This window comes from Streptomyces sp. PTL18 (genome assembly GCF_059510295.1).
In genome coordinates this window covers 302,093-325,439 of record NZ_JCAJZO010000007.1, presented here as the reverse complement: position 1 = coordinate 325,439, position 23,347 = coordinate 302,093, and the positions used below count along the sequence as shown (strand labels likewise).

Annotated in this window: 23 protein-coding genes, 3 pseudogenes and 1 riboswitch; of the genes and pseudogenes, 11 read left to right on the top strand and 15 right to left on the bottom strand. The window is 71.3% G+C overall.

The features are described 5' to 3' along the window. Nucleotides 1–136 precede the first annotated feature (136 nt). Entirely contained in the window at nt 137–706 is a 570-nt protein-coding gene (locus tag AC5WS8_RS16775; protein ID WP_496104177.1) for a hypothetical protein, read from the bottom strand. Between the two features lie 156 nt (nt 707–862). Next, complete coding sequence (locus tag AC5WS8_RS16770; RefSeq protein WP_496104235.1) at nt 863–2,404, bottom strand: beta-N-acetylhexosaminidase; 1,542 nt, start codon at nt 2,402–2,404, stop codon at nt 863–865. A gap of 358 nt (nt 2,405–2,762) precedes the next feature. Between AC5WS8_RS16770 and AC5WS8_RS16765 the strand changes: the two genes are divergently transcribed. The 5 genes from AC5WS8_RS16765 to AC5WS8_RS16745 all read left to right on the top strand — a co-directional run bounded on the left by AC5WS8_RS16765 (nt 2,763) and on the right by AC5WS8_RS16745 (nt 6,960). Continuing rightward, nucleotides 2,763–3,344 (top strand): 2-oxo-4-hydroxy-4-carboxy-5-ureidoimidazoline decarboxylase, encoded by a 582-nt coding sequence (locus tag AC5WS8_RS16765; RefSeq protein ID WP_496104176.1) that lies wholly within the window; start codon nt 2,763–2,765, stop codon nt 3,342–3,344. Nucleotides 3,345–3,547: 203 nt separating this feature from the next. Beyond that, nucleotides 3,548–3,928 (top strand): succinate dehydrogenase, cytochrome b556 subunit, encoded by a 381-nt coding sequence (sdhC, locus tag AC5WS8_RS16760; protein WP_388571324.1) that lies wholly within the window; start codon nt 3,548–3,550, stop codon nt 3,926–3,928. A gap of 5 nt (nt 3,929–3,933) precedes the next feature. Next, nucleotides 3,934–4,416: a succinate dehydrogenase hydrophobic membrane anchor subunit gene (locus AC5WS8_RS16755; RefSeq protein WP_496104175.1), complete on the top strand. Its 483-nt coding sequence runs from the start codon at nt 3,934–3,936 to the stop codon at nt 4,414–4,416. Nucleotides 4,417–4,435: 19 nt separating this feature from the next. Further along, entirely contained in the window at nt 4,436–6,190 is a 1,755-nt protein-coding gene (gene sdhA, locus AC5WS8_RS16750; RefSeq protein ID WP_496104174.1) for a succinate dehydrogenase flavoprotein subunit, read from the top strand. Continuing rightward, entirely contained in the window at nt 6,190–6,960 is a 771-nt protein-coding gene (locus tag AC5WS8_RS16745; protein ID WP_496104173.1) for a succinate dehydrogenase iron-sulfur subunit, read from the top strand. Before sdhA ends, AC5WS8_RS16745 begins: the two co-directional genes overlap by 1 nt. A gap of 298 nt (nt 6,961–7,258) precedes the next feature. On the opposite strand, the gene AC5WS8_RS16740 is transcribed toward AC5WS8_RS16745, so the two are convergent. The 6 genes and pseudogenes from AC5WS8_RS16740 to AC5WS8_RS16715 form a co-directional block, all read right to left on the bottom strand. Continuing rightward, nucleotides 7,259–7,522 (bottom strand): TM2 domain-containing protein, encoded by a 264-nt coding sequence (locus tag AC5WS8_RS16740; protein WP_496104172.1) that lies wholly within the window; start codon nt 7,520–7,522, stop codon nt 7,259–7,261. Between the two features lie 280 nt (nt 7,523–7,802). Beyond that, nucleotides 7,803–8,198 carry a DUF2752 domain-containing protein gene (locus AC5WS8_RS16735; RefSeq protein WP_496104234.1) on the bottom strand — a complete coding sequence of 132 codons (396 nt, stop codon included), beginning with the start codon at nt 8,196–8,198 and terminating at the stop codon, nt 7,803–7,805. 7 nt (nt 8,199–8,205) lie between these two features. Next, a complete protein-coding gene (locus AC5WS8_RS16730) occupies nt 8,206–8,601 on the bottom strand; it encodes a TM2 domain-containing protein (RefSeq protein WP_496104171.1) in 396 nt (131 codons plus the stop codon). 143 nt (nt 8,602–8,744) lie between these two features. Further along, the gene (locus tag AC5WS8_RS16725) at nt 8,745–10,301 is read right to left on the bottom strand and encodes an ABC transporter substrate-binding protein (protein ID WP_496104170.1); all 1,557 of its coding nucleotides are present in this window, start codon (nt 10,299–10,301) and stop codon (nt 8,745–8,747) included. Nucleotides 10,302–10,465: 164 nt separating this feature from the next. Next, nucleotides 10,466–10,651, bottom strand: a pseudogene (locus AC5WS8_RS16720) (metallophosphoesterase); the annotation flags it as partial. Nucleotides 10,652–10,930: 279 nt separating this feature from the next. After that, nucleotides 10,931–11,173, bottom strand: coding sequence for an SCO4848 family membrane protein (locus tag AC5WS8_RS16715; protein WP_388571337.1), 243 nt, complete (start codon nt 11,171–11,173; stop codon nt 10,931–10,933). Between the two features lie 103 nt (nt 11,174–11,276). Here AC5WS8_RS16715 and AC5WS8_RS16710 point away from each other — a divergent pair, with 103 nt between their 5' ends. Next, nucleotides 11,277–12,506: a D-alanyl-D-alanine carboxypeptidase family protein gene (locus AC5WS8_RS16710; protein WP_496104169.1), complete on the top strand. Its 1,230-nt coding sequence runs from the start codon at nt 11,277–11,279 to the stop codon at nt 12,504–12,506. On the opposite strand, the gene AC5WS8_RS16705 is transcribed toward AC5WS8_RS16710, so the two are convergent. Further along, nucleotides 12,409–13,413 (bottom strand): YihY/virulence factor BrkB family protein, encoded by a 1,005-nt coding sequence (locus AC5WS8_RS16705; protein ID WP_496104168.1) that lies wholly within the window; start codon nt 13,411–13,413, stop codon nt 12,409–12,411. The two genes, AC5WS8_RS16710 and AC5WS8_RS16705, sit on opposite strands and share 98 nt — an antisense overlap. A gap of 182 nt (nt 13,414–13,595) precedes the next feature. Here AC5WS8_RS16705 and dprE2 point away from each other — a divergent pair, with 182 nt between their 5' ends. Beyond that, nucleotides 13,596–14,360, top strand: coding sequence for a decaprenylphospho-beta-D-erythro-pentofuranosid-2-ulose 2-reductase (dprE2, locus tag AC5WS8_RS16700; protein ID WP_496104167.1), 765 nt, complete (start codon nt 13,596–13,598; stop codon nt 14,358–14,360). Between the two features lie 52 nt (nt 14,361–14,412). Here the strand turns inward: dprE2 and AC5WS8_RS16695 are convergent, their stop codons facing one another. Continuing rightward, nucleotides 14,413–14,994 (bottom strand): 2'-5' RNA ligase family protein, encoded by a 582-nt coding sequence (locus AC5WS8_RS16695; protein ID WP_496104166.1) that lies wholly within the window; start codon nt 14,992–14,994, stop codon nt 14,413–14,415. Between the two features lie 163 nt (nt 14,995–15,157). Further along, nucleotides 15,158–16,171 carry a tryptophan--tRNA ligase gene (gene trpS / locus AC5WS8_RS16690; RefSeq protein ID WP_496104165.1) on the bottom strand — a complete coding sequence of 338 codons (1,014 nt, stop codon included), beginning with the start codon at nt 16,169–16,171 and terminating at the stop codon, nt 15,158–15,160. A gap of 90 nt (nt 16,172–16,261) precedes the next feature. Between trpS and AC5WS8_RS16685 the strand changes: the two genes are divergently transcribed. Continuing rightward, nucleotides 16,262–16,957: a hypothetical protein gene (locus tag AC5WS8_RS16685; protein ID WP_496104164.1), complete on the top strand. Its 696-nt coding sequence runs from the start codon at nt 16,262–16,264 to the stop codon at nt 16,955–16,957. A gap of 10 nt (nt 16,958–16,967) precedes the next feature. Here AC5WS8_RS16685 and AC5WS8_RS16680 read toward each other — a convergent pair whose 3' ends face one another. Together AC5WS8_RS16680 and AC5WS8_RS16675 are read right to left on the bottom strand one after the other, a co-directional pair. Then, nucleotides 16,968–18,419, bottom strand: coding sequence for a glycine hydroxymethyltransferase (locus tag AC5WS8_RS16680; RefSeq protein ID WP_496104163.1), 1,452 nt, complete (start codon nt 18,417–18,419; stop codon nt 16,968–16,970). A 40-nt stretch (nt 18,420–18,459) separates the two neighbouring features. Continuing rightward, nucleotides 18,460–18,549: riboswitch (ZMP/ZTP riboswitch) on the bottom strand. A 68-nt stretch (nt 18,550–18,617) separates the two neighbouring features. Further along, nucleotides 18,618–18,920, bottom strand: a pseudogene (locus AC5WS8_RS16675) (glutathionylspermidine synthase family protein); the annotation flags it as partial. Between the two features lie 224 nt (nt 18,921–19,144). On the opposite strand from AC5WS8_RS16675, the gene AC5WS8_RS16670 reads away from it, so the two are divergent. After that, nucleotides 19,145–19,966, top strand: coding sequence for a DMT family protein (locus tag AC5WS8_RS16670; protein WP_496104233.1), 822 nt, complete (start codon nt 19,145–19,147; stop codon nt 19,964–19,966). A 29-nt stretch (nt 19,967–19,995) separates the two neighbouring features. Here AC5WS8_RS16670 and pdxR read toward each other — a convergent pair whose 3' ends face one another. Beyond that, complete coding sequence (gene pdxR / locus AC5WS8_RS16665) at nt 19,996–21,387, bottom strand: MocR-like pyridoxine biosynthesis transcription factor PdxR (RefSeq protein ID WP_496104162.1); 1,392 nt, start codon at nt 21,385–21,387, stop codon at nt 19,996–19,998. Between the two features lie 47 nt (nt 21,388–21,434). Here pdxR and AC5WS8_RS16660 point away from each other — a divergent pair, with 47 nt between their 5' ends. Next, on the top strand, nt 21,435–21,944 hold the full coding sequence (locus AC5WS8_RS16660) for a carboxymuconolactone decarboxylase family protein (RefSeq protein WP_496104161.1): 510 nt from the start codon (nt 21,435–21,437) through the stop codon (nt 21,942–21,944). Continuing rightward, a pseudogene (locus AC5WS8_RS16655) lies at nt 21,941–22,168 on the top strand (carboxymuconolactone decarboxylase family protein); the annotation flags it as partial. The gene AC5WS8_RS16660 and the pseudogene AC5WS8_RS16655, both read left to right, overlap by 4 nt. A 215-nt stretch (nt 22,169–22,383) precedes the next feature. Here the strand turns inward: AC5WS8_RS16655 and AC5WS8_RS16650 are convergent. Next, the gene (locus AC5WS8_RS16650) at nt 22,384–23,346 is read right to left on the bottom strand and encodes an ABC transporter substrate-binding protein (RefSeq protein ID WP_496104160.1); all 963 of its coding nucleotides are present in this window, start codon (nt 23,344–23,346) and stop codon (nt 22,384–22,386) included. Nucleotide 23,347: the final 1 nt, after the last annotated feature.

The following is a 23,347-nucleotide window of genomic DNA, read 5'->3' as shown; positions in this document are numbered from 1 at the left end:
GCCGTCGCGTCACGCCGTCCGGAGAGGGTCCCCGACACCGGCGCAGGACCGCCCCACCACACCACAGGACGGTCACAGGATCCTTGCACCGGAAGGGGTTTGCGCGAGAGCGCCCCCGCGAGCGGGTCCCGGGCGGCTACGAACGGCCCCGTGCCCGCCGGGACACCACGGCCCGCAGCACCCGGCGCCCCTCGGTCGACAGGTCCAGGGCCCGGCGCAGTCCGCTCACGCCGTGGCCCGTGACCAGCTCCAGCACGGCGACCTGGCGCCGAAGTTCGGCGGCGACGAGCGGCGGCATGCCGTCCGTACGGCCCTCGCGGCGGTCCGCGACCGGGGCGTCGTCGTCGGCGGGCTCCAGCAGCCGGTGGATCTGCAGCGCGGCCACCGAGCAGGCGTCGGCCCACCGGCGCAGGGCGTCGGGAGACGGCTCGGCCGGTACCGCCTCGAGCATGCGGCGGGCGAGCCGTGCCGCCTCGGCCTCCGAGGCGCACCCGGCGTCCGGCTCGGAGGTCTGTTCGGGCGCCAGTTCGGTGCGGGCCTTGGCGAGCCGCTGCTCCCAGTCGCGCCCTTCGACGAGGCTCGACCACAGTGGCCGCAGGACCTCGTCGTCGCCTCCGAGGAGCGGGACACACCGATCCAAACAAGCCAGTCCGCTCGCCGCGAGTGCCCGCTCGTCGGCCCGTGCGATCAGGTCCACCAGGCTCATCAAGCCTCCTCGAAACGCCTCGTCGGGGCGCCTCATCTGTACGGAGCCCGCATCTCCCCTTACTGCGTGCGACAGACCGGGAGTGTCACAGCCGCACTACGGAGAGAGTCCAAGGCGTTCGAGGAGAGCGTTTTCAGCCACCTGGCCCGGGGCGTGTCAGCCGAGCCGGCCCGCCAGCGCCTCGAACTGCGTCCAGGGCAGCGACGGGGTGCGCGCGTCCCACAGCTTCTGCGCCGTCGCCCGCAGCGGCATCCGGATCCCGGCCGCCACCTGGTCCTGTGTCTGGGCGGTCGGACGATCGCCCCAGACGGCGAAGACGCCGCCGAGGATCTGCCCGTCGTACCGCGCGGGCACCGCCGTGGTGCCCCGCAGCACGCGCGGGGTCCACTGCTCGTAGATCCGCCGACCGGTGGGGTAGACGAAGGTCTGCGGCTGGCCGAGCACGTAGTAGAGGTACTCGTCGTTGTAGTTGATCACCTTGCGCCCCGCGCGCAGGTAGTCGGTCGGCGGCCGGGCACCCAGCTCCTTGCCGGTCCAGTACGCGGCCTGGAGGTCCCCAGCCGGCTGCACGGAGCTCGCCCGGTAGAAGCCGTCGTTCCAGGCGCGCAGGGTCCTGCCGTGCCCGCGCATCACCTTCGCGCGGTCGTTCAGCCAGCCGGTCGCGAGGTCGGCGACGCCCGCCTTCGGACCGAACCGGGCCCGCGCGGCGGCGGCCAGCTGCGGATAGGACGCGGCCGGGTTGCGCGCCATCAGCGCCAGGTACTCGTCGCCGCCGAGGTGCCAGTAGGGCCCGGGGAACACACCCGAGAACTCGTCCAGCAGATCGTCGACGATCTTCGCCGCCGCGGGCTTGGAGATGTCGACAGCGCCGCGCGTGGCGACCCCGGAGGCGTTGCGCAGCTGGATGTCGGGGTGGGCGGCGATCACGGCACCCAGGTGGCCCGGGGAGTCGATCTCCGGCACCACGGTGATGTGCCGGCTCGCCGCGAGAGCGACGATCTTCTTCACCTCGGCCTTGCTGAGGTGCTGCTTGGAGACGATCTCCGGGTGCGAGGAGGACTCGATGCGGAAGCCCTGGTCGTCGGAGAAGTGCAGCCCCAGTTCGTTGTACTTCAGGTCGCCCAGCTCGCGTATGCGGTCCTCGATCCAGCCGGCCGTGTAGTACTTGCGGGCGATGTCGAGCATGAACCCGCGCCGCGGCTTGGCGGGCGCGTCGTTCACGACGCCCTCCGGCGCGGTGCCGCCGCCGTGCACTTCCTGCTTGAGGGTGCGCGTGCCGTAGAAGACGCCCGCCTCGCCGGGCCCGGTGATCTTCACCTTCCCGTGGGCGACGGTCAGGGTGTACGACTCCTGATTGCCGCTGCCGGCCAGCCCCAGCTCCACGTCACCGGTCCGGGCGCCGGTCCGACCGCCGTACGCCATCCCCAGCTCCCCGGCGAGCAGCCGGCCCTCGTCGGCGAGCTGAGGGTTGTCGACGACCACCCGGTGGCCGGACGCCGGCCGCCAGCCCGGGCCCCGCGCGGCGGTGAACCGGCTGACGGCGGGGATGGTACGGGGCGGCCGCGACAGGGAGGAGCGGGAGGGGGCGGGGTCGGTGGGCGCCGCCGGCGTGCCCACGGGGGCCCCGGCCCCGTTCGGCGCGCCGCCACCGGTGGGCCACAGCGTCACGGCCGCGGCCACACCACCCGCCACCACCATCCCGGCACTCGCCAGCAGCAACCCGGAGCGCCGGCTGTGCGTCTTCCCCTCGGGGACCCGCCTGTGGCCGGTCACCGGGCCACATCCGTCGCGCCACCGGGGCCCGGCCGCACCGCGCCCCTCTGCAAGCACCTGCGTATCGATATTCGCCCGACCTTCGACCGCACGAGACTCACCTCCACACGCTGCCCCCTTACCGTTCCTTTCCGAAGCTAAGACCTCCCTCCGACCGACGTGTCCACGAAAGGCCTCGAAACTCTCCCATCCGGGTGAAATCAGGGCAGCGACTGGACGCCGACCCGGCCGCCGTCGATAACGTGGCGGCGCATTTCTCACACGATCCCCTGCCGACCCGCACGTGAGGCGCACAAGCCGTCACGCCAGCCGCCGAGGACCCACGCTGCCAGCGCACCGTCTCCCTCACCTCCCCGGCCACACCGCCCTCCCGGCGCAACACCGCACCGAGGCCGCCACGGGCCTGGAGCGGTTCAACCGCGCACCCGCCGACGACGTCCGGCGCGCCCTGCTCACCTGCTGCCGCAGCCTGCGCTGGGCCCACCGGGTCGCCGAGCACCGCCCCTACCCGGACCTGGGTTCCCTGCTCGCCGCGGCCGACGAGGCGACGTACGACCTCACTCCCGGGGACCTCGCCGAGGCCCTGGCCGGGGAATCCCTGGCCCCGCTTCCCGACGGCGCGTACTCCGCCGCCCACACCGCCCTGAGCGCGGCGCACGCGGCATACGAGGCCAAATTCGGTCATGTCTTCGTCATCTGCCTGGACGGCGCGACTCCCGAGGAGCTGCTCGACCAGCTCCTGGCAGGCATCCGGTCACGATTGGCCAACGATCCGGAGGAGGAGCGCCTGGTCACGGCAGAGGAACTGCGCCGCCTGGCGAAGGGGAGGCTGGCACGCCTGGTGCGGGACTTCGCGCCCCTCTAAGGGGTGCGGGGCGGTGACATCGTGCGGTTTCGATGAGCCGCCCGTGCTCATTTGAGTGCCGGATTGATCACACCGGCAGGCCCCCCGTAAGCGCCGCAGGCAACCGTCGCTACGATGCTGGGGGCCGGTGGACCGTACCCGGCCGGGCCCGACCGACACCAAAGCCGGCGCGGCCCTAGTCCCCGCTCCCGGAGGGTTCTTCCGTGCCGGCTGGAACGCTGTACCGCGGACGGGAAGGAATGTGGTCCTGGGTGGCTCACCGAGTCACCGGCGTCCTCATCTTCTTCTTCCTGTTCGTTCACGTGCTGGACACCGCACTCGTCCGTGTCTCCCCCGAGGCCTACGACAAGGTCGTGGCCACGTACAAGACGCCGATCGTCGCGTGCCTGGAGTACGGCCTCGTCGCCGCCATCCTCTTCCACGCGCTCAACGGCCTCCGCGTCATCGCGGTCGACTTCTGGTCGAAGGGCCCGCGCTACCAGAAGCAGATGCTCTGGACCGTCGTCGGAGTCTGGGTCGTGCTGATGCTCGGGGCGATCTACCCCGTCCTCGGCCACGCCGCTCGTGAACTCTTCGGGAGCTGACGCGCATGTCCACCACTGAAACCACCACTTCCGGCATCGGCCCCGTCGAGGGTGCCCCGCTGTACGACGTCGACAACCCGGCGCCGGTCATCGAGCCGCCCCGCAAGCGGACGAAGAAGACCCCGAGGTCGACCCGCGGCAACTTCGAGATGTACGGCTGGCTGTTCATGCGCCTGTCCGGCATCGTCCTGGTCGTCCTGGTCATCGGCCACCTGCTCATCCAGCTCGTCCTGGACGGCGGTGTCTCCAAGATCGGTTTCGCCTTCGTGGCGGGCCGCTGGGCGTCGCCCTGGTGGCAGGTCTGGGACCTGCTGATGCTGTGGCTCGCGATGCTGCACGGCGCCAACGGCCTGCGCACGGTCATCAACGACTACGCCGAGCGGCCGGCCTCCCGCATGTGGCTGAAGGCCCTGCTGTACACCGCCACGGTGTGGACCATCCTGCTGGGCACGCTGGTGATCTTCACCTTCGACCCGAACATCCGCTAGGCACGGGGCTGCGAGAATCATGAAGATCCACAAGTACGACACCGTCATCGTCGGCGCCGGTGGCGCGGGCATGCGCGCCGCGATCGAGTCGACGAAGCGCAGCCGCACGGCCGTGCTGACCAAGCTCTACCCCACCCGCTCCCACACGGGCGCCGCGCAGGGCGGCATGGCCGCCGCGCTGGCGAACGTGGAGGAGGACAACTGGGAGTGGCACACCTTCGACACGGTCAAGGGCGGTGACTACCTGGTCGACCAGGACGCCGCCGAGATCCTGGCGAAGGAGGCCATCGACTCCGTCCTCGACCTGGAGAAGATGGGCCTGCCGTTCAACCGCACCCCGAACGGCACCATCGACCAGCGCCGCTTCGGCGGTCACTCCCGCAACCACGGCGAGGCCCCGGTCCGCCGCTCCTGCTACGCGGCCGACCGCACCGGCCACATGATCCTCCAGACGCTGTACCAGAACTGCGTGAAGGAGGGCGTGGATTTCTTCAACGAGTTCTACGTCCTGGACCAGCTGATCACCGAGGTCGACGGCGTCAAGCGCTCGGCCGGCGTGGTGGCGTACGAGCTGGCGACCGGCGAGATCCACATCTTCCAGGCCAAGGCCGTGATCTACGCCTCCGGCGGCTGCGGCAAGTTCTTCAAGGTGACGTCGAACGCGCACACGCTGACCGGTGACGGCCAGGCGGCGGTGTACCGGCGCGGCATCCCGCTGGAGGACATGGAGTTCTTCCAGTTCCACCCGACCGGCATCTGGCGCATGGGCATCCTCCTGACCGAGGGTGCGCGCGGTGAGGGCGGCATCCTCCGCAACAAGGACGGCGAGCGCTTCATGGAGAAGTACGCGCCGGTCATGAAGGACCTCGCCTCCCGTGACGTCGTCTCCCGCTCGATCTACACGGAGATCCGCGAGGGCCGCGGCTGCGGTCCCGAGGGCGACCACGTCTTCCTGGACCTCACCCACCTGCCGCGGGAGCAGCTCGACGCCAAGCTGCCCGACATCACCGAGTTCGCGCGTACGTACCTCGGCATCGAGCCGTACACGGACCCGATCCCGATCCAGCCGACCGCGCACTACGCGATGGGCGGCATCCCGACGAACGTCCAGGGCGAGGTCCTCGCGGACAACACCACGGTCATCCCGGGCCTGTACGCGGCCGGCGAGGTCGCCTGTGTGTCGGTGCACGGCGCCAACCGCCTCGGTACGAACTCGCTGCTGGACATCAACGTGTTCGGCCGCCGCGCGGGCATCGCCGCCGCCGAGTACTCCCGGACGGCGGACTTCGTGGAGCTGCCCGAGAACCCGGAGGCGTTCGTCGTCGCCCAGATCGAGCGGCTGCGTGACTCCACGGGCAACGAGCGCGTGGCCGACCTGCGCCGAGAGCTGCAGGAGACCATGGACGCGAACGTCATGGTGTTCCGCACGGAGCAGACGATCAAGACGGCGGTGGAGAAGATCGCCGAGCTGAGGGAGCGCTACAAGAACGTGGCGATCCAGGACAAGGGCAAGCGGTTCAACACGGACCTGCTGGAGGCGATCGAGCTGGGCAACCTGCTCGACCTGGCCGAGGTCATGGCGGTCTCCGCGCTGGCCCGCAAGGAGTCCCGCGGCGGTCACTACCGCGAGGACTACCCGAACCGCGACGACGTCAACTTCATGCGCCACACCATGGCGTACCGCGAGGTGGGCGACGACGGCACCGAGTCCATCCGTCTCGACTACAAGCCGGTCGTCCAGACCCGCTACCAGCCGATGGAGCGTAAGTACTGATGGCTACCCCTGTTCTGGACAAGGCCGAGGCGAGCGCTTCGGGCTCGGCGGCGTCCCCGTACATCACGGTCACCTTCCGCGTCCGCCGCTACAACCCGGAGGTCTCCTCCGAAGCGACGTGGCAGGACTTCCATCTGGAGATCGACCCCAAGGAACGCGTCCTCGACGGTCTGCACAAGATCAAGTGGGACCTGGACGGGTCGCTGACCTTCCGCCGTTCCTGCGCACACGGCATCTGCGGCTCGGACGCCATGCGGATCAACGGCAAGAACCGCCTGGCGTGCAAGACGCTGATCAAGGACATCAACCCCGGGAAGCCGATCACGATCGAGCCCATAAAGGGCCTGACGGTCCTGAAGGACCTGGTCGTGGACATGGAGCCGTTCTTCCAGGCGTACCGGGACGTGATGCCGTTCCTGATCACCAAGGAGACGAACGAGCCGACGCGCGAGCGTCTGCAGTCGGCCGAGGACCGGGCGCGCTTCGACGACACGACGAAGTGCATCCTGTGCGCGGCCTGCACGTCCTCCTGCCCGGTGTTCTGGAACGACGGCCAGTACTTCGGCCCGGCGGCCATCGTCAACGCGCACCGCTTCATCTTCGACTCGCGTGACGAGGCCGGCGAGCAGCGGCTGGAGATCCTCAACGACAAGGACGGCGTGTGGCGCTGCCGTACGACGTTCAACTGCACGGACGCGTGCCCGCGCGGCATCGAGGTCACGAAGGCCATCCAGGAGGTGAAGCGGGCACTGATCACCCGCCGCCTCTGACGTCCGTCCTTCGCCGTACGTCACCGAGGGCCCCGTTTCCGCTGGATACGGGGCCCTCGGGCATATGCCGCACCATGGGGTGAATACGGCTCGCAAGGACGCACGGGCGTCGCCCGGCCTGCGGTGATGCTCTCGACGCCGGCCCGCGGGAGGCACCTGAGGTCCGCAGCATCCGTCGAGCAGCCCTTCGGCCACGAAGAGCCGGTCGGCCTCGCGGCCATCGCCGACGAGATCATGGAGCGCCATCCGGGCCACCGGTGGCCGGCCGCCGGCAGAAGCGCCGGTGGGGCCCCGCCACTCAGCCCCGCAGCACCCGCCCCTGCTTGTCCGTGCGGTCGTTGCTCGTCAGGAACAGGATGCCGTCGATCAGCGACCAGATGCCGAGGCCGCCGCAGGTGAAGAGCTGGGCGATGCCCACGCCGACGGAGCCGACGTAGAAGCGGCCGATGCCGAGGCCGCCCAGGAAGATCTGCAGGATACCCGCGACGATCTTGGACTTGTCGGAGTACGGGCGGCCCAGCGGGTCGACACCGTAGGGGGCCTCGGGGGTGGGGACGGTCATGGAAGTGCTCCTGGAAGTGCCGTAGCGGATCACGGAGAACCGGAATGGTGGACTCCGAAATGAGGCCAGGAGGAATCCCGCCACGAAGATGGATGAGAGATCCGATACCGGGACCCGGTCGGAGATCTTCTGTCGTCGTCCCCCCTGCGAATGGGGAGCCTAGGTAAAGAGAGCGCAAGGACGGGAGAGGGTGTGATCAATCGTTCCTGTTCCGTGATCAAATCCGGACAGCCGGCAGCCGGATCAGGCCACAGTCACTCAACTCCCCGCCTGCTCACGGCTACTGAAAGAGGTTCCGGAGCACCGTCCACGCCACCGCCAGCCCCAGCACCAGCACCTGCCCTCGTGTGCTCAGCCGCGGTTGCCAGCGACGGCCGCGCAGCCCCTCGACCGTCCAGCGGCCCAGCAACGCCAGCGCGTACGGCGAGGCGAGCAGCAGTGCCCTGTTGTCCAGCCATGCCTCGGTGACGTGACCGTGCATCAGGTCGTAGACCATACGGGTGCCGCCGCAGGCGGGGCAGAGCAGACCCGTGAGGAGCCGGAACGGGCACTGGGGCAGGATGTGCCCGGGCTCGTGCGGATCGGTGACGTACAGATAGCCGGCCCCGGCCGCCCCGGCGGCGAGCACCGCCAAGGGCGCCGCCGCGGGGTGGCGCAGTACGGAGAGCGGGGACATCCGTGCCTCAGCCACGCAGGACACGGCCCTGGGAGTCGGTCTGGTTGCCGCCCGTCAGCAGGATGATGCCGTCGATCAGCGCCCAGATCCCCAGGCCGCCGCAGGTGAACAACTGGGCCAGGCCGAGCCCGACATGGCCGGTGTAGAAGCGCCCCACGCCGAAGGTGCCGAGGACGAACTGCAGCACACCGGCCACGATCTTCGACTTCTCCGAGTACGGGCGGCCGTAGGGGTCGTAGCCGTACGGGGCGTTGGGGTCGCCGGTGTACATCCCGGGCGGCACGGCGCCAGGCGCGTAGCCGTACTGCGGATACCCGTACTGCGGGTATCCGGACGGCGGGCCCGGGGGCTGGTTCGGGTATCCGTAGCCGTACGGACCGGGCTGCTGCGGCTGCTGGCTCAAGGACTGCTCCTGGGACCGGTTCGGGGAATCCACGGAACCCCACGAAGATACGACATGATGAAAATGAGCCCGGTCATCATGCCCGAGGCGCCTCCGAGCGCATCAGCCGGGGGCGCCTCACCCATCATGTTCCTGACGGCCCCTCAGATCCAGCTCAGCCGCCAGAGGCGGAAGACGCCCGTGCCGTCCGACAGATACTGGCCGCCGCCGACGTCCGCGCTGCTGACCACGTATTCCTTGCGCTGCCACAGCGGGATCAGCGGCACGTCCTGCGCCACGATCTGCTGGATGCGCTGGAAGTCGTCGGCGGTCCGGCTGCGGTCGGAGTAGCGCTGGCTGTCCAGGATCAGACCGTCGACCCGCTTGTCGCTGTAGCCGTTCTTCATGCTGTTGCCGGTGCCGACGAGCGGGGCCGTGAAGGTGTCCGGGTCCGGGAAGTCGGCGACCCAGCCGATGGCGTACGCGTCGAGCTTGCCGCTCGCGTACCGCTTCTGGAAGTCGGTCCACTCGTAGCCCTTGACGTCGACCTGGAACAGCCCGGTCGCCTCCAGTTGCCGCTTGAGGTCGGCGGCCTCCTCGGCGGCGGCGCCCCGGCCCTGCGCATAGCCGTAGGTGAAGTGGACGGGCGCGCGCACGCCGGCGGCGGCGAGCAGGGCGCGGGCCTTCCTGGCGTCGGGCTTGGGGTAGTCGTCGAAGAACGAGGTGGTGTGCCCGGTGATGCCCGCCGGGATCAGCGAGTACAGCGGGTCCGTCGTTCCCTCGTACACCTTGTCGACCAGTTCCTCGCGGTCGACGACCGCGGCGATGGCCTGGCGGACACGGCGGTCGTGCAGGGGCGAGCCCGCGGAGGTGTTGAGGACGAGGTTGCGGATCTCCGCGCCGTCGGCCTCGCTGACGCGCTGGGCGGGGTCGCTCGGTGAGAGGGCGGCGAGCACGGAGGGCGGCAGCTGACGGGTGGCCACGTCGACGTCCCTGGCCTTCCACGCCCCCTCCAGCGCGCCGGGGTCGGCGTAGTACCGCAGCTCGATGGGCCGGCCCGTGGCCTTGACGTCGCCCCTGTAGTGCTTGTTCGGGACGAGGACGGCCTTCTTGCCCTTCGCGTACGACGTCAGGGTGTAGGGCCCGGTCCCGTCGACGCCGTCGTCGGAACGCAGCTTGTCCCGCGGGTACTCGGTGCGGTCGACGATGGAACCCGCGCCGGTGGCCACCTTGAACGGGAAGGTCGCATCGGGCGTCGACAGATGGAAGGTGACGGTCAGCCCGTTGGCGTCGACCGAGCCGAGGGTGTCGAGCAGGGTCGCCGGGCCGACGTCGGAGTTGATGCGCTTGACCCGGTCGAAGGAGTACTTGACGTCTTCGGCGGTCATGGCGCGCCCGCTGGGGAACGTCACGTCGTCGCGCAGCGTACAGCGGTACGTCTTCAGGTCGCTCCCCACGAAGTCGCAGCTCCGGGCGGCGTCCGGCACCGGTTGGACGCCGTTGGGCTCGAAGGTCAGCAGTGACTGGAAAACACTGCTGAACAAGGCCCAGGATCCGGCGTCATAGGCACCCGCCGGATCGAGCGACGTGACGGCGTCCGTCGTCCCGACCGTGATGGTCCTGTTGGTGTTCTCCTTGGCCGGCAGCATCTGCCACCCGCCCACTCCCACGCCCGCCAGTACCAGCACAACCGCGAGAATCCGCATGCGAACCGATCGCATCGGCGCCCCTCCCAGGCCCTCAGCGCATACCACTCCCCTGTGGCGAGGATCACCTAACCACAGCGTTTCGCCTGCGGGGAAGAGTGGTTTGGGGAGATGAGAGAGAACTTACCCAGGGGGTTGTTTCCATCAGATTTCAGCCGGCTCTTCAGGCCTGGCGGGAGGGCCGGTTCGATGACCATGATGTCCGACGGGGCGCCCACCCGCGTCGGCGGGCCCCAGGCTCCCGCACCCCGGGACACGTACAGCTGGGTGTCGCCGTAGCGGTCCAGTCCGGCGACCGTGGGGTCGGCGGCGGCTGCGACGAAGGTGCCCGGCCGGAGCCGGCCGCCATGGGTGTGGCCGGAGGTCCACGTGGTGCCTGACCGCGTCGTGCGGTCCGGTACGGGTACGGGGGCCGTCTCCTCCGCCCGCGCTCCGCGCTCCACCAGACGCCGCACCAGCGGCCGCACCAACTCCCCCTGGCACCGCCGTGCCGGTGCGCCGGGCGAGGCCCGGCCCCCCGGGTCGTGTCACGCACCGGCCGGCGCCACGCGTACCAGTGCAGGGCGACGAGCGCGGCCAGGACGACGAGGGCGACGAGGGCGACCGGCGCGAAGACGACGGCCGCCGTGTTTCCCCGTCCGCCGCTATGACGTTCGCCGCAGCGCGCGCAGTCCGCGCAACCCAATGACGCCGATGGCAGTCCCAAGGACAAAGGAGACGACGGCGAGCGTCAGATGCACCCAGAAGTACGCCGTCGGATTCCCCGCGTCGTCGAACGCGAGTCCGCTGCCGTCCTTCCAGAGGTTCTTGACGAAAGTGATCCAGATGACCCAGCTCCACACCCCGAAGGCGAGCAGGAACCAGGAGATGGGGCGGCTGAGCTTCATACGGCCAGTATCGCGGGTCACGGGCGGCGGCTCGCCCGGGGGTGCGCGGCAACGGCCGGTACCCGGCGGGACTTCCCGGTCCACGGCCGGTACCTTCGCGGTCGTGTCCACCTCCAAGAAGATCGCCGGGCGCCGCCTGCCGGTCGCCTCCGCCGTCGCGCTGTCCCTCTCGCTCGCCGCGCCCGCGACCGCGTTCGCGGCCCCGAGGACCCCGGCGGCGTCGCCCTCGGCCACCCCTCCGGCCGTGATGTCGACCGTCGGCGGCGAACGGCTCGGCAGGCCCGGCAGCCAGGCGAACCTCGGCAGCGGTGCGCCGGTGCTGCCGAAGGACGTCACCGCGCGGTCCTGGATCGTCGCCGACGCCGAGTCCGGTGACGTTCTCGCCGCCCACAACGCGCACTGGCGGCTGCCTCCGGCGAGCACCCTGAAGATGCTGTTCGCGGACACCGTGCTGCCGAAGTTCCCGGCGAGCGAGACACACAGGGTGCTCCCCTCCGATCTGGCCGGCATGGGCACCGGGTCGAGCACCGTCCCCGTGAAGGTCGGATCGACGTACACGGTCCATGATCTGTGGCTCGGGGTCTTCCTGCGGTCCGGAAACGACGCCGTCCACGCGCTCGCCGCCATGAACGGCGGCGTCCCGCAGACCGTCAGGGACATGCAGGCGCACGCCGAGGAGCTCCAGGCCCTCGACACGCACGTCGTCAGCCCCGACGGCTACGACGCCCAGGGGCAGGTCTCGTCCGCGTACGACCTCACCCTGATCGCCCGCTCCGGTCTGCAGAAGAAGGACTTCCGCGACTACTGCTCGACGGTGCGGGCCACGCTTCCCGGCGGGGCCACGATCCAGAACACCAACCGGCTGCTGGCCGGCGACTACGACGTGACCCCGTACCGGGGCATCGCCGGCGTGAAGAACGGCAACACCACCAACGCGGGCGCGACCTTCACCGGGGTCGCGGAGCGGAACGGCAGGGTGCTGCTGGTCACGGTCATGCACCCGGAGAAGCACGAGCACAACGAGGTCTACAAGGAGGCCGCCCGGCTGCTCGACTGGGGCTTCACCGCGGCCGGCAAGGTGACGCCGGTGGGTGAGCTGGTGGCGCCGAAGAACGCGGCGGTGGGCGCCGGGGCCGGCGCGACGCCGTCACCCGCGGCCGCCGAACGGTCCGGCAAGCCGGTGGCCGCCTCGGTGCGGCAGGGCGGCTCCAGCGGGGTCGGCGTGGCGCTCGCCCTCACGGCCGGCCTTCTGGTGCTGCTGGGCGCGGGGGCGTTCCTGGTGAACCGCCGCTGGCCGCTGCCCGACCTGGTACGTCCCCGGACGCGTCCCTGACCTCGTCCGCTTCCTCGTCCGCTTCCTCTTCCGCCGCCGCTTCCGCCGCCGCTTCCGCCTCCTTGCTCCGCGTCGCCGTCCAGGCGGCGCAGAACAGCACGAGCTTGGAGGTGAAGTTGATCCACAGCAGCAGCGCGACCGGCACCCCGAAGGCGCCGTACATGTTCTTCCCGGCGACGCCCTGGATGTAGCCGCTGAGCAGCAGCTTGAGCAGTTCGAAGCCGACCGCGCCGATCAGGACGGCGACGAGCAGCCGGCGCCGCCCCGGCTCCACCCCGGGCAGCAGGGTGAGGACGTAGAGCAGGACCAGGAAGTCGGCGAGGACGGAGACGGCGAACGCGGCGATCCGCAGCAGGACACTGCCCCAGCCGTTCCGGTCGAGGCCGAGTTCGCCGGCCATCCAGTCGACCAGGGCGGTGGCGACGGTCGACGTGGCGAGGGTGACGACGACCGCGCCCCCGAGGCCGACCAGCACCAGGCCGTCCTTGAGGGTGCGCACCACGGGGTTCGCGGTGTCGTCCGGCAGCTCCCACACCGCGCGCAGGCAGTCCCGCATCTGGCCCACCCAGCCGATGCCGGTGAACAGCAGCACGGCCCCGGCGATCACGCCGACGGTACCGGCGTTCTGCACCAGGCCGTGGATGTCGAGCTGGCCGGAGATGCCCGGGAACTGCTCGGCGACCTTCTTCTGCAGCGTGTTCTGCTGGGCCTGGCTGAGCGTGGCGGCGCCGATCGCGGCGGCGACGGTGAGCAGCGGGAAGAGCGCCACGAAGCTGACGAACGTCATCGCGGCGGCGAGCCGGGTCCACTTCACGCGGTCCAGGCGCTCGTACGAGCGCCAGGCGTGCGTGGCCATGAGGCGTGTGACCAGCGGTCCGATGCCGGGGAGCCTCTTCAGCCAGTCCATGATCCCGCCCGCCCCTCGTGAACCCGGTCCGTACCCAGGTACTCCCGCACTCCGGCGCTCCGATGCCTCCCGGTGCTCCGGTCCGTATCCGGCTTCCCCGCATCGCCCATTTCAGTGAGGAGCCGCACAGGTGGAGAGACATTGAGAGGTTATGCCCGTTTCATCACGATACGGTCACGGGCATGTCTGCCGCGAAGGACGCCCACCGCCTGCCCCAGTCCCTGCTGATCCTGGGCGGCACGTCGGAGATCGCCCTCGCCACCGCCCGCCGCCTGGTCGCCCGTCGCACCCGTGCCGTATGGCTGGCGGGGCGCCCCTCCCCCGCCCTGGAGGCCGCCGCCGAGCACCTGCGGGGCCTCGGCGCCGACACCCGTACCGTCGCCTTCGACGCCCTGGACCCGGAGGCGCACGAGACGGCGCTCGGCAAGGTGTTCGCGGAGGGAGGGATCGACCTGGTGCTGCTCGCGTTCGGCGTGCTCGGCGACCAGGCGACCGACGAGGACGACCCGGCGGCAGCGGCGCGCCTCGCCCGGATCAACTACACCGGCGCGGTCACGGCGGGGCTGGTGTGCGCGCGGGCGCTCCAGGCGCAGGGGCACGGCTCGCTGGTGGTGCTGTCGTCGGCCGCCGGGGAACGCGCCCGCCGCCGGGACTTCCTGTACGGCTCCAGCAAGGCGGGGCTCGACGTGTTCGCGCAGGGCCTGGGCGACGCCCTGTACGGCACGGGCGCGCACGTCATGGTCGTCCGCCCCGGGCACGTCCGCACGCGCGCCGGTGCGGCCCGGGAGCCGGAGCGGCTCGCCACCACGCCGGAGGAGGTCGCCACGGCGATCGAGCTGGGGCTGCGCAGACGGTCGGAGGTGGTGTGGGTCCCCGGCGTCCTGCGCCTGGTCATGGCCGTCCTGCGGCACCTTCCGCGACCGCTGTTCCGGCGACTGCCCCTCTAGGATCCCGCCCGGCTCCAGGGCGGGCATCCCCGAGGGGGTCGGCAGGGGGTGTTCAGAGGGTCGGCAGGGTGGCGTTCTCGGCCGGGGCGGCTGCCTGCGGCGGTACGACCGCGCTGCCGAAGGGGAACTCCCGCAGCTTGCGCCAGACGCCGTCCGGGCCCTGCTCGTACAGCGCGAAGCCGGTGCAGGGCCACTCGGCCCCGTAGTCCGCCAGTTCCTCGTAGGCCCGGTCCATCGCCGGCTCGTCGATGCCGTGCGCCACCGTGACATGCGGGTGGTACGGGAACATCAGTTCGCGCGCCACCGGCCCGGAGGGGTCCCGGACCTGCCGCTGCAGCCAGGCGCACTCCTCGGCGCCCTCGGCGACCTTCACGTACACCACGGGCGACAGCGGACGGAACGTGCCCGTGCCGGCCAGCCGCATCGGGAAGGGGCGCCCGGCCGCCGCGACGGCGACGAGGTGCGCCTCGATCTCGGGCACCTCGACGGAGTCCACCTCCGTCGGCGGCAGCAGAGTGACGTGCGTGGGAATGCAACGCGCCGCGGCGTCGCCGAAGCCCGCGCGCAGCTCCTGGAGCTCGCTGCCGTGAGGCTCCGGGACCGCGATCGACACACCGATCGTTACGGTCCCCACGTCGTCTCCCTGTCGTCGAGTCGGTCGTCGTGTCGGATTCGTGCACAGCCGTCCGGCTATCGACTGTACGGCCACGACCGCCCCGGGGGCAGGCGCAACCGCAGTGATGTACAGCGCTCTTGACCGCGGCGCCCCGTGCGCCGGTGCGGGCCCGTGCCGGCCGTCAGTGCTTGGCGGGCAGGAAGCCCACCTTGTCGTAGGCCTGCGCCAGGGTCTCCGCGGCGACGGCACGGGCCTTCTCGGCGCCCTTTGCCAGGATCGAGTCGAGGGACTCGGGGTCGTCCAGGTACTGCTGGGTGCGCTCCCGGAACGGCGTCACGAACTCCACCATGACCTCGGCGAGGTCCGTCTTGAGCGCGCCGTAGCCCTTGCCCTCGTACTGCTGCTCGAGGTCCGTGATCGAGGCCCCGGTGAGGGTCGAGTAGATGGTCAGCAGGTTGCTGACGCCCGGCTTCTGCTCCACGTCGTAGCGGATCACGGTGTCGGTGTCCGTGACCGCGCTCTTGACCTTCTTCGCGGTGGCCTTCGGCTCGTCCAGCAGGTTGATCAGGCCCTTCGGCGTGGACGCCGACTTGCTCATCTTGATGGACGGATCCTGCAGGTCGTAGATCTTCGCCGTCTCCTTCAGGATGTACGGCCGCGGGATCGTGAAGGTCTCGCCGAAGCGGCCGTTGAAGCGCGTGGCCAGATCGCGGGTCAGCTCGACGTGCTGGCGCTGGTCCTCACCGACCGGGACCTCGTTCGCCTGGTAGAGCAGGATGTCGGCGACCTGGAGGATCGGGTACGTGAACAGGCCGACGCTCGCGCGGTCGGCGCCCTGCTTGGCGGACTTGTCCTTGAACTGGGTCATGCGGCTCGCCTCGCCGAAGCCGGTGAGGCAGTTCATGATCCAGGCGAGCTGGGCGTGCTCGGGGACGTGGCTCTGGACGAACAGCGTGCACCGCTCCGGGTCGAGCCCGGCAGCGAGCAGCTGGGCGGCGGCCAGGCGGGTGTTGGCGCGCAGGTCCTTCGGGTCCTGGGGGACCGTGATCGCGTGCAGGTCGACGACCATGTAGAACGCGTCGTGGGTCTCCTGCAGGGCCACCCACTGGCGGACGGCGCCCAGGTAGTTGCCGAGGTGGAACGAGCCCGCGGTGGGCTGGATACCGGAGAGCACGCGAGGACTGTCAGAGGCCATGTCCACCATTCTCTCAGGTCCGGGGGGCCGGACTGGAACCGACCGGATACGGGTGCGACCGGATCCTTCTGCGACGCTGTAACAAAGGACATGACAATTCTGGGGGCTCGCGTGCGCGGACTCGGCGGACCGGTGGCGGCGCTGGTGACAACGGTGGTGGCCACGGTGGTGGGGCTGGGCGCGGCGGCCGCGCCGGCCCGGGCCGTGAGCCGGGACATACCCGATCTGGCGCTGGTCGTGGCGGGCGATTCGGCCCGTACGACGACGTTACGGTCGGGCGACCGACGGTTCGCGCTGCTGTGGCAGTTGCTGACGCCCACGGAGACGCGGACCGAGCGGGTGCCCAAGGCGTGGCAGCAGGGGCGGTACCCGCGGGCGCGGGCCACGGTGGTCTGGGCGCTGACCGGCATCGGCGGCTGGCCCTACACACGGCGCGCACCCGGAGGCGATGTGGCCATCGAGCGGCAGGACCAGGTGTTCCTGGCCGAGGACGGGGCGGCCTGGGTGCGGTCGGACCCGGCACCGGACGTGACCGACGACGACATCCGGTGGCGACGGGTGCCGAAGGACGTCTTCGAGCGGCTGGCGAGGGACGGGCTCTTCGGGGCCACGCCCGCCGCGCCCGGAGGGGGCCTTCCGGACGACCTGCGCTGGGCGGCCGTGGGGCTCGGGGCGGGGCTGGCGCTGGGGGCCGGTGGCACGCTGGCCGTCCGGCGGCACACGGCGGCTCGACAGGTGGCCGAGCCGCCGCGGCAGGAACTCATCGATCTCGGAGAGCTCCGATGACCGGCAGCGGTCAGCCCAGGTCGATCTCCGGGTACAGCGGGAAGCCCGCCACCAGGTCCGTCGCCCGCTGGGCGATCTCCTGGGCGACCTTCTCGTCCAGGACGTGGGCCGCCTTGGAGGGGGCGCCGGACTTCGTGGTTCCGGGCTGTGTGGTGGTGAGGACCCGGTCGATCAGGCCCGCCACCTCGTCCATCTCCGCGGTGCCCAGGCCGCGGGTGGTGAGCGCGGGGGTGCCGATGCGGATGCCGGAGGTGTACCAGGCGCCGTTCGGGTCGGCCGGGATGGCGTTGCGGTTGGTGACGATGCCGGACTCCAGCAGGGCTGCCTCGGCCTGGCGGCCGGTGAGGCCGTAGGAGGTGGCCACGTCGATCAGGTTCAGGTGGTTGTCGGTGCCGCCGGTCACCAGCGTGGCGCCGCGGCGCATCAGTCCCTCGGCCAGCGCCCGGGAGTTGTCCACGATCCGCCGGGCGTAGTCCTGGAAGGCGGGCTGCCGGGCCTCGGCGAGTGCCACCGCCTTCGCGGCCATCACGTGCGGGAGCGGGCCGCCGAGGACCATCGGGCAGCCGCGGTCGACCTGGTCCCTGAGGGAGTCGTCGCACAGGACCATGCCGCCGCGCGGGCCGCGCAGCGACTTGTGGGTGGTGGTGGTCACGATCTGGGCGTGCGGGACCGGGTCGAAGTCGCCGGTGAGGACCTTGCCCGCGACCAGGCCCGCGAAGTGCGCCATGTCGACCATGAGCGTGGCGCCGACCTCGTCGGCGATCTCCCGCATGATCCGGAAGTTGACCAGGCGCGGGTAGGCGGAGTAGCCGGCGACGATGATCAGCGGCTTGAACTCGCGGGCCTGGACGCGCAGGGCGTCGTAGTCGATCAGGCCCGTGGCCGGGTCGGTGCCGTAGGAGCGCTGGTCGAACATCTTGCCGGAGATGTTCGGGCGGAAGCCGTGGGTGAGGTGGCCGCCGGCGTCCAGGGACATGCCGAGCATGCGCTGGTTGCCGAAGGCCTGGCGCAGTTCGGCCCAGTCGGCCTCGGAGAGGTCGTTGATCTGGCGGACGCCGGTCTTCTCCAGGAAGGGCGCCTCCACGCGGTCGGCGAGGACGGCCCAGAAGGCGACGAGGTTGGCGTCGATGCCGGAGTGCGGCTGGACGTAGGCGTGTCGGGCGCCGAACAGCTCGCGCGCGTGCTCGGCGGCCAGCGACTCGACGGTGTCCACGTTGCGGCAGCCGGCGTAGAAGCGGCGGCCGACGGTGCCCTCGGCGTACTTGTCGCTGAACCAGTTGCCCATCGCCAGCAGCGTGGCCGGAGAGGCGTAGTTCTCGGAGGCGATCAGCTTGAGCATCTCGCGCTGGTCGGCGACCTCCTGGCCGATCGCGTCGGCGACCCGGGGCTCGACCGCGCGGATCACGTCCAGGGCGGCGCGGAAGGCGGTGGACTCGGTGGAGAGGGGCTGCTGCTCTGTCATGTCGGCCTCCGGGCGGCGTGGCTTGAAGCGTTCACGGTTCACGGTTGGCCCAGGCGCACGGCACTCGCTCGCATCCGGGCCGCTCCCCGATGGTCGGTCCCATCCCAGCGCGCCAGTCACGGCCCGTCGATCAGCCTACCGGCGTCGCGGCGCGGTCCGTTCCCACGTCCATCATGCGAGCGACGGCGGCAGGCCGTCTCAGCACTGGAGGAGCAGGTGCGGCAGGAAGCGCGCGTACTCGTCCGTGACCAGGCCCGACGACTCGCGGATGCCGAGGCCCGCCGGCTCGTCCTGGACGACCCAGGCGCCGAGCACGACGTGGTTGCCGTCGAAGGACCGCAGGGGCGCCAGCTCCCGGTAGCAGCAGGGCTCCTCGCGCACGGCCGGCGCGGCACCGGGTGCGTGGACCGTGACTCCCTCGCCCTCGCGGCCGAGGAGCGGCTTGGCGACGTGGCCCGTGGTGCGGGCCGGCTCGCGGGGGCCGTCCAGGTGCGCCGGGAGGCAGGCGGTGAGTGCGGCTGCAAGGAGTCCCATGCCGCCGAGGACGACGGTGCCCGAGGGCAGTCGCCGGCGTGTGTCCGCCATGGTGGTTGATCCCCGTCGAGTGAGAATACGTTGAGCTGTCGGTGAGACTGTGCGTCGGTCAGCCTGGAGAGCGCCGGTGCCGCGGTCACGCCTGCCCCTGCCCTTCGGGCGTCGCCTACAGTCGCTACGTGCTCTTGGGAATGGTGTGCGCGCTCGGCGCGGCGGTCTGCTTCGGTACGGCGACGGTGCTGCAGGCGGTCGCGGCCCGAGCGGCCGGCACGGGGCAGGGCGGGGACGGGGCGCTGCTGCTGCGGGCGGTGCGGCAGTGGCGGTATCTGGCGGGGCTGGCGCTGGACGGGCTCGGATTCCTGTTCCAGATCGCGGCGCTGCGGTCGATCCCGATCTACGCGGTGGGCGCGGCGCTCGCGTCGAGCCTGGCGGTGACGGCGGTGTTCGCGGCGCGGCTGCTGCGGGTGCGGCTGACCGGCAGCGAGTGGGCCGCGGTGGCGGTGGTGTGCGCGGGGCTCGCCATGCTCGGGCTGGCGTCCGGGGCGGAGGGCGACCGGGGCGGGTCCGCGACGCTGCGGTACGCGATGCTGGGGGCGGCGGTGGCGGTGCTGCTGCTGGGGCTGGCCGGAGGGCGGCTGCCGGGACGGGGGCGTTCGCTGGTGCTGGGGCTGGGCGCCGGGTTCGGGTTCGGGGTGGTCGAGGTGGCCGTGCGGCTGATCGACTCGCTCTCGCCGTGGGGACTGCTCTCGAATCCGGCGACGTATGCGCTGCTGGTGGGCGGCGGGGCGGCGTTCCTGCTGCTGACGACGGCGCTGGAGCGGGGCTCGGTGACGGTGGCGACGGCGGGCATGGTCGTCGGCGAGACGGTGGGCCCGGCGGCGGTGGGCGTGGTGTGGCTGGGGGACCGTACCCGGGAGGGGCTGAGCTGGCTGGCGGTCCTGGGGTTCGCGGTGGCGGTGGCGGGGGCGCTGGCGCTGGCACGGTTCGGGGAGGCGCCGACGGAGGCCGTGTAGGCGGGGAGGCCGTGTGGGCGGGGAGGCCGCTACGGCAAGGCCCGGCACAGCGCCTCCAGCGCGCCCGACCACGCATGGTCCGGCGGTGTTCCGTAGCCCACGACCAGGGCGTCCAGGGGCTGGGCGGTGGCGGCCGGGTGGCGGTAGGCCGACAGCCCCTGCACCGACAGGCCCTGCCAGGTGGCCGCCCTCACCACCGATGCCTCGGTGCCCGGTGGCAGTTGCAGCACCGCGTGCAGGCCGGCCGCGATGCCCCGGACGTGTACCTCCGGGGCGCGGGAGGCGAGGGCGGCGACCAGGGCGTCGCGGCGGCGGCGGTAGCGCAGGCGGGCGGCGCGGACGTGGCGGTCGTAGGCGCCCGAGGTGAGGAACTCCGCGAGGGTCAGCTGCTCCAGGACGCCGGTGGCCCAGCCGCCCGTCCGCTGGGCGGCCAGCACCTCCGGGAGCAGGGACGCGGGCAGCACCATCCAGCCCAGGCGCAGCCCGGGGGCGAGGGACTTGCTGGCGGTGCCCAGGTACACCACGTGGTCCGGGGCGAGGTCCTGCAGCGCGCCCACGGCCTGGCGGTCGTAGCGGAACTCGCCGTCGTAGTCGTCCTCCAGGACCAGACCGCCGGTGCGGCGGGCCCAGTCGACCACGGCGGCCCGGCGCTGCGGGCGCAGGGCGCCGCCCAGCGGGAACTGGTGCGCGGGGTTCAGCAGCACCGCCGGTACGCCGGTCAGGTCCTCCGTCCGCGTGCCGAGGCGGTCGAACGGCAGCGGTACCGTGCGCAGCCCGGCCCGCCGAAGGATGTTCCAGTGCACGAACAGGCCGTAGGACTCCACGGCCACCGAGCCCGCCCCCCGGTCCCGCAGCACCTCGCCGAGGAGCTTCAGGCCCTGTGCGAAGCCGGAGCAGACGACGATCCGCTCAGGGTCGGCCCGCACGCCCCGGACCCGGGAGAGATAACCGGCGAGCGCGGTGCGCAGTTCCACCCGGCCGCGGGGGTCGCCGTAGCCGAGGGCGTCGTTCGGGGCGGCGGCGAGGGCGCGGCGGGCGGCCCTGAGCCAAGCGGTGCGCGGGAACGAGGCCAGGTCCGGGGTGCCCGGCGTCAGGTCGTAGGGGAGGCGGCCGTGCTCCGGCGGGTGCGGGGCGGGCCGTTCGGGCGGCCCGGCCACCGCTCGTTCCGCCACCCGGGTGCCCGAGCCCTGACGTGCGGTGAGCCAGCCCTCGGCGACCAGGTCGGCGTAGGCGTCGGCGACCGTGTTGCGGGCGATGCCCAGGTCGGCGGCGAGCGAGCGGGAGGACGGCAGCCGGGTGCCGGGCGCCAGGCGGCCGGAGCGGACGGCGTCACGCAGGGCGTCGGTCAGGCCCCGGCGCAGGCCCGATCCGGCCGGTTCCAGGTGCAGGTCGACGCCCAGAGTGGCCCACGATTTCACCATGGAAATGGACCATACTCCTGGTCCGCCTCGCTCCTAGGCTCGAAGACATGACGACGAACGAGAACACCACGACGACGGCCCGGTACGCCCCCGAGCACACCCCCCGCATGGACTGGGCCAAACACGCCCCCGAGGTCTTCAGAACGATGGTCCGGCTCGACGGGGCGGCCGGGCAGGGGCTGGACGCCAAGCTCCGCGAACTGGTGAAGATCCGCGCCTCGCAGCTCAACCACTGCGCGTTCTGCCTCGACATGCACACCAAGGACGCGCTCGCCGCGGGCGAGAGCGTGGAGCGGATCGTCCAGCTCAGCGCGTGGGAGGAGTCGCGGCACTTCTACACCGGGAAGGAACTGGCGGCACTGGAGCTGACCGACGCGGTGACCGTGCTGACGGACGGCTTCGTCCCGGACGAGGTGTACGAGAAGGCCGCCGAGCACTTCGAGGAGGCCGAGCTGGCGCAGCTGATCGCCGCCATCACGGTGATCAACGCGTGGAACCGGTTCGGCGTGGCGACGCGGGCGGCGCCGGGGCACTACCAGCCGGGTCAGTACAAGTGACGGCCCGGACGACCCGCCTGGACCCCGCGGTCCGGACCTCGATGCAGGCCCTGGGCGCCGCCGCGAAGAAGGGGTTCGGCGACCCCGCCCTCGCCGAGCTGGTCCAGATCCGCGCCTCGCAGCTCAACCACTGCGCGTTCTGCCTGGACATGCACCTGGCGATCGCCCGCAAGAGCGGCGTCAGCGAGGCGCAGGTGGACCTGCTCGACGCCTGGCAGGAGGCCGGGACCCGCGTCACGGGGGTCCCCCTGCCCGGGCGACGCCGAGAGCGTGGGGGAGCATGCGACCGCAAGGCGGCGGAAGGTCCTCGTAGCGGAGCCGGCAGGGCCTTCCGGCAACGCGGCGGGTGTCCCCCTGCCCGAAGGCTTGGGGGTGCGTGCCAGGCGTCGCGAGCCGGGCGCCCATGTCGTTCGGAGCTCTCAAGGCGGGGTCGGCGGGATCAGGACAGCCACGCCTTCCACGTGGCCGCGTGGCCGTCCACCCACTTCTTCGCCGCCTCGTCCGGGGTCAGCTTCTGGTCGGCGATCATCAGCGCGACCTCGTTCTGGTCCTGCGTCGTCCACCTGAACTTCTTCAGGAAGCGCGCCGCCGCGCCGCCCTTCCGCGCGAAGTCCGCGTTGAGGTACTTCTGCAGCGGCGTGTGCGGGTACGCGCAGGCCACCTTCGCCAGGTCCGCGTCGCAGCCCTCCTTGTACGGCGGCAGCCTCACCTCCGTCATGGGGACCTTGTTGAAGATCCACTGCGGGGTGTACCAGTACGTCAGGAAGGGCTTCTTCTCCTTCGCGAACTGCCTCATCTGCGTGATCTGCGCCGCCTCGGAACCGGCGAAGACCACCTGGTAGTTCAGCTTCAGGTTCTTCACCAGCGCCTTGTCGTTGGTGACGTACGAGGGCGAGCCGTCCATCAGCTGGCCCTTGCCGCCGCTCTCCGGCGTGCGGAACAGGGAGGCGTACTTGTTGAGGTTCCTCCAGTCGGTGATGTCCGGGTGCTGCTTGGCCAGGTACGTCGGCACGAACCAGCCGATGTGGCCGGTCACCCCGAGACCGCCGGCCCGCGTGATCGTCTTCTTCTCCTCGACGTACCGCTTCTCCTGGTCCGGGTGGCCCCAGTCCTCCAGGATGGCGTCGACCCGGCCCTGGCTGAGCGCGTCCCAGGCGGGCACCTCGTCGACCTGGACGGTGTCGACGTGGTAGCCGAGCTTGTGCTCCAGGATGTACTGCGCCACGGCCACGTTGGCCTGGGCGCCCACCCAGGACTGCACGGACAAGGTCACGGACCTCGAGCCCCCCGCGTGCGCGAAGGGGGAGGCCTGCTTGGTCATGTCGGCGGCGCCGCAGCCGGTGGCCAGCGAGCACACGGCCGCTCCGGCGGCGATCAGCGCCGTCCTGCGGGTCGGTGTCATC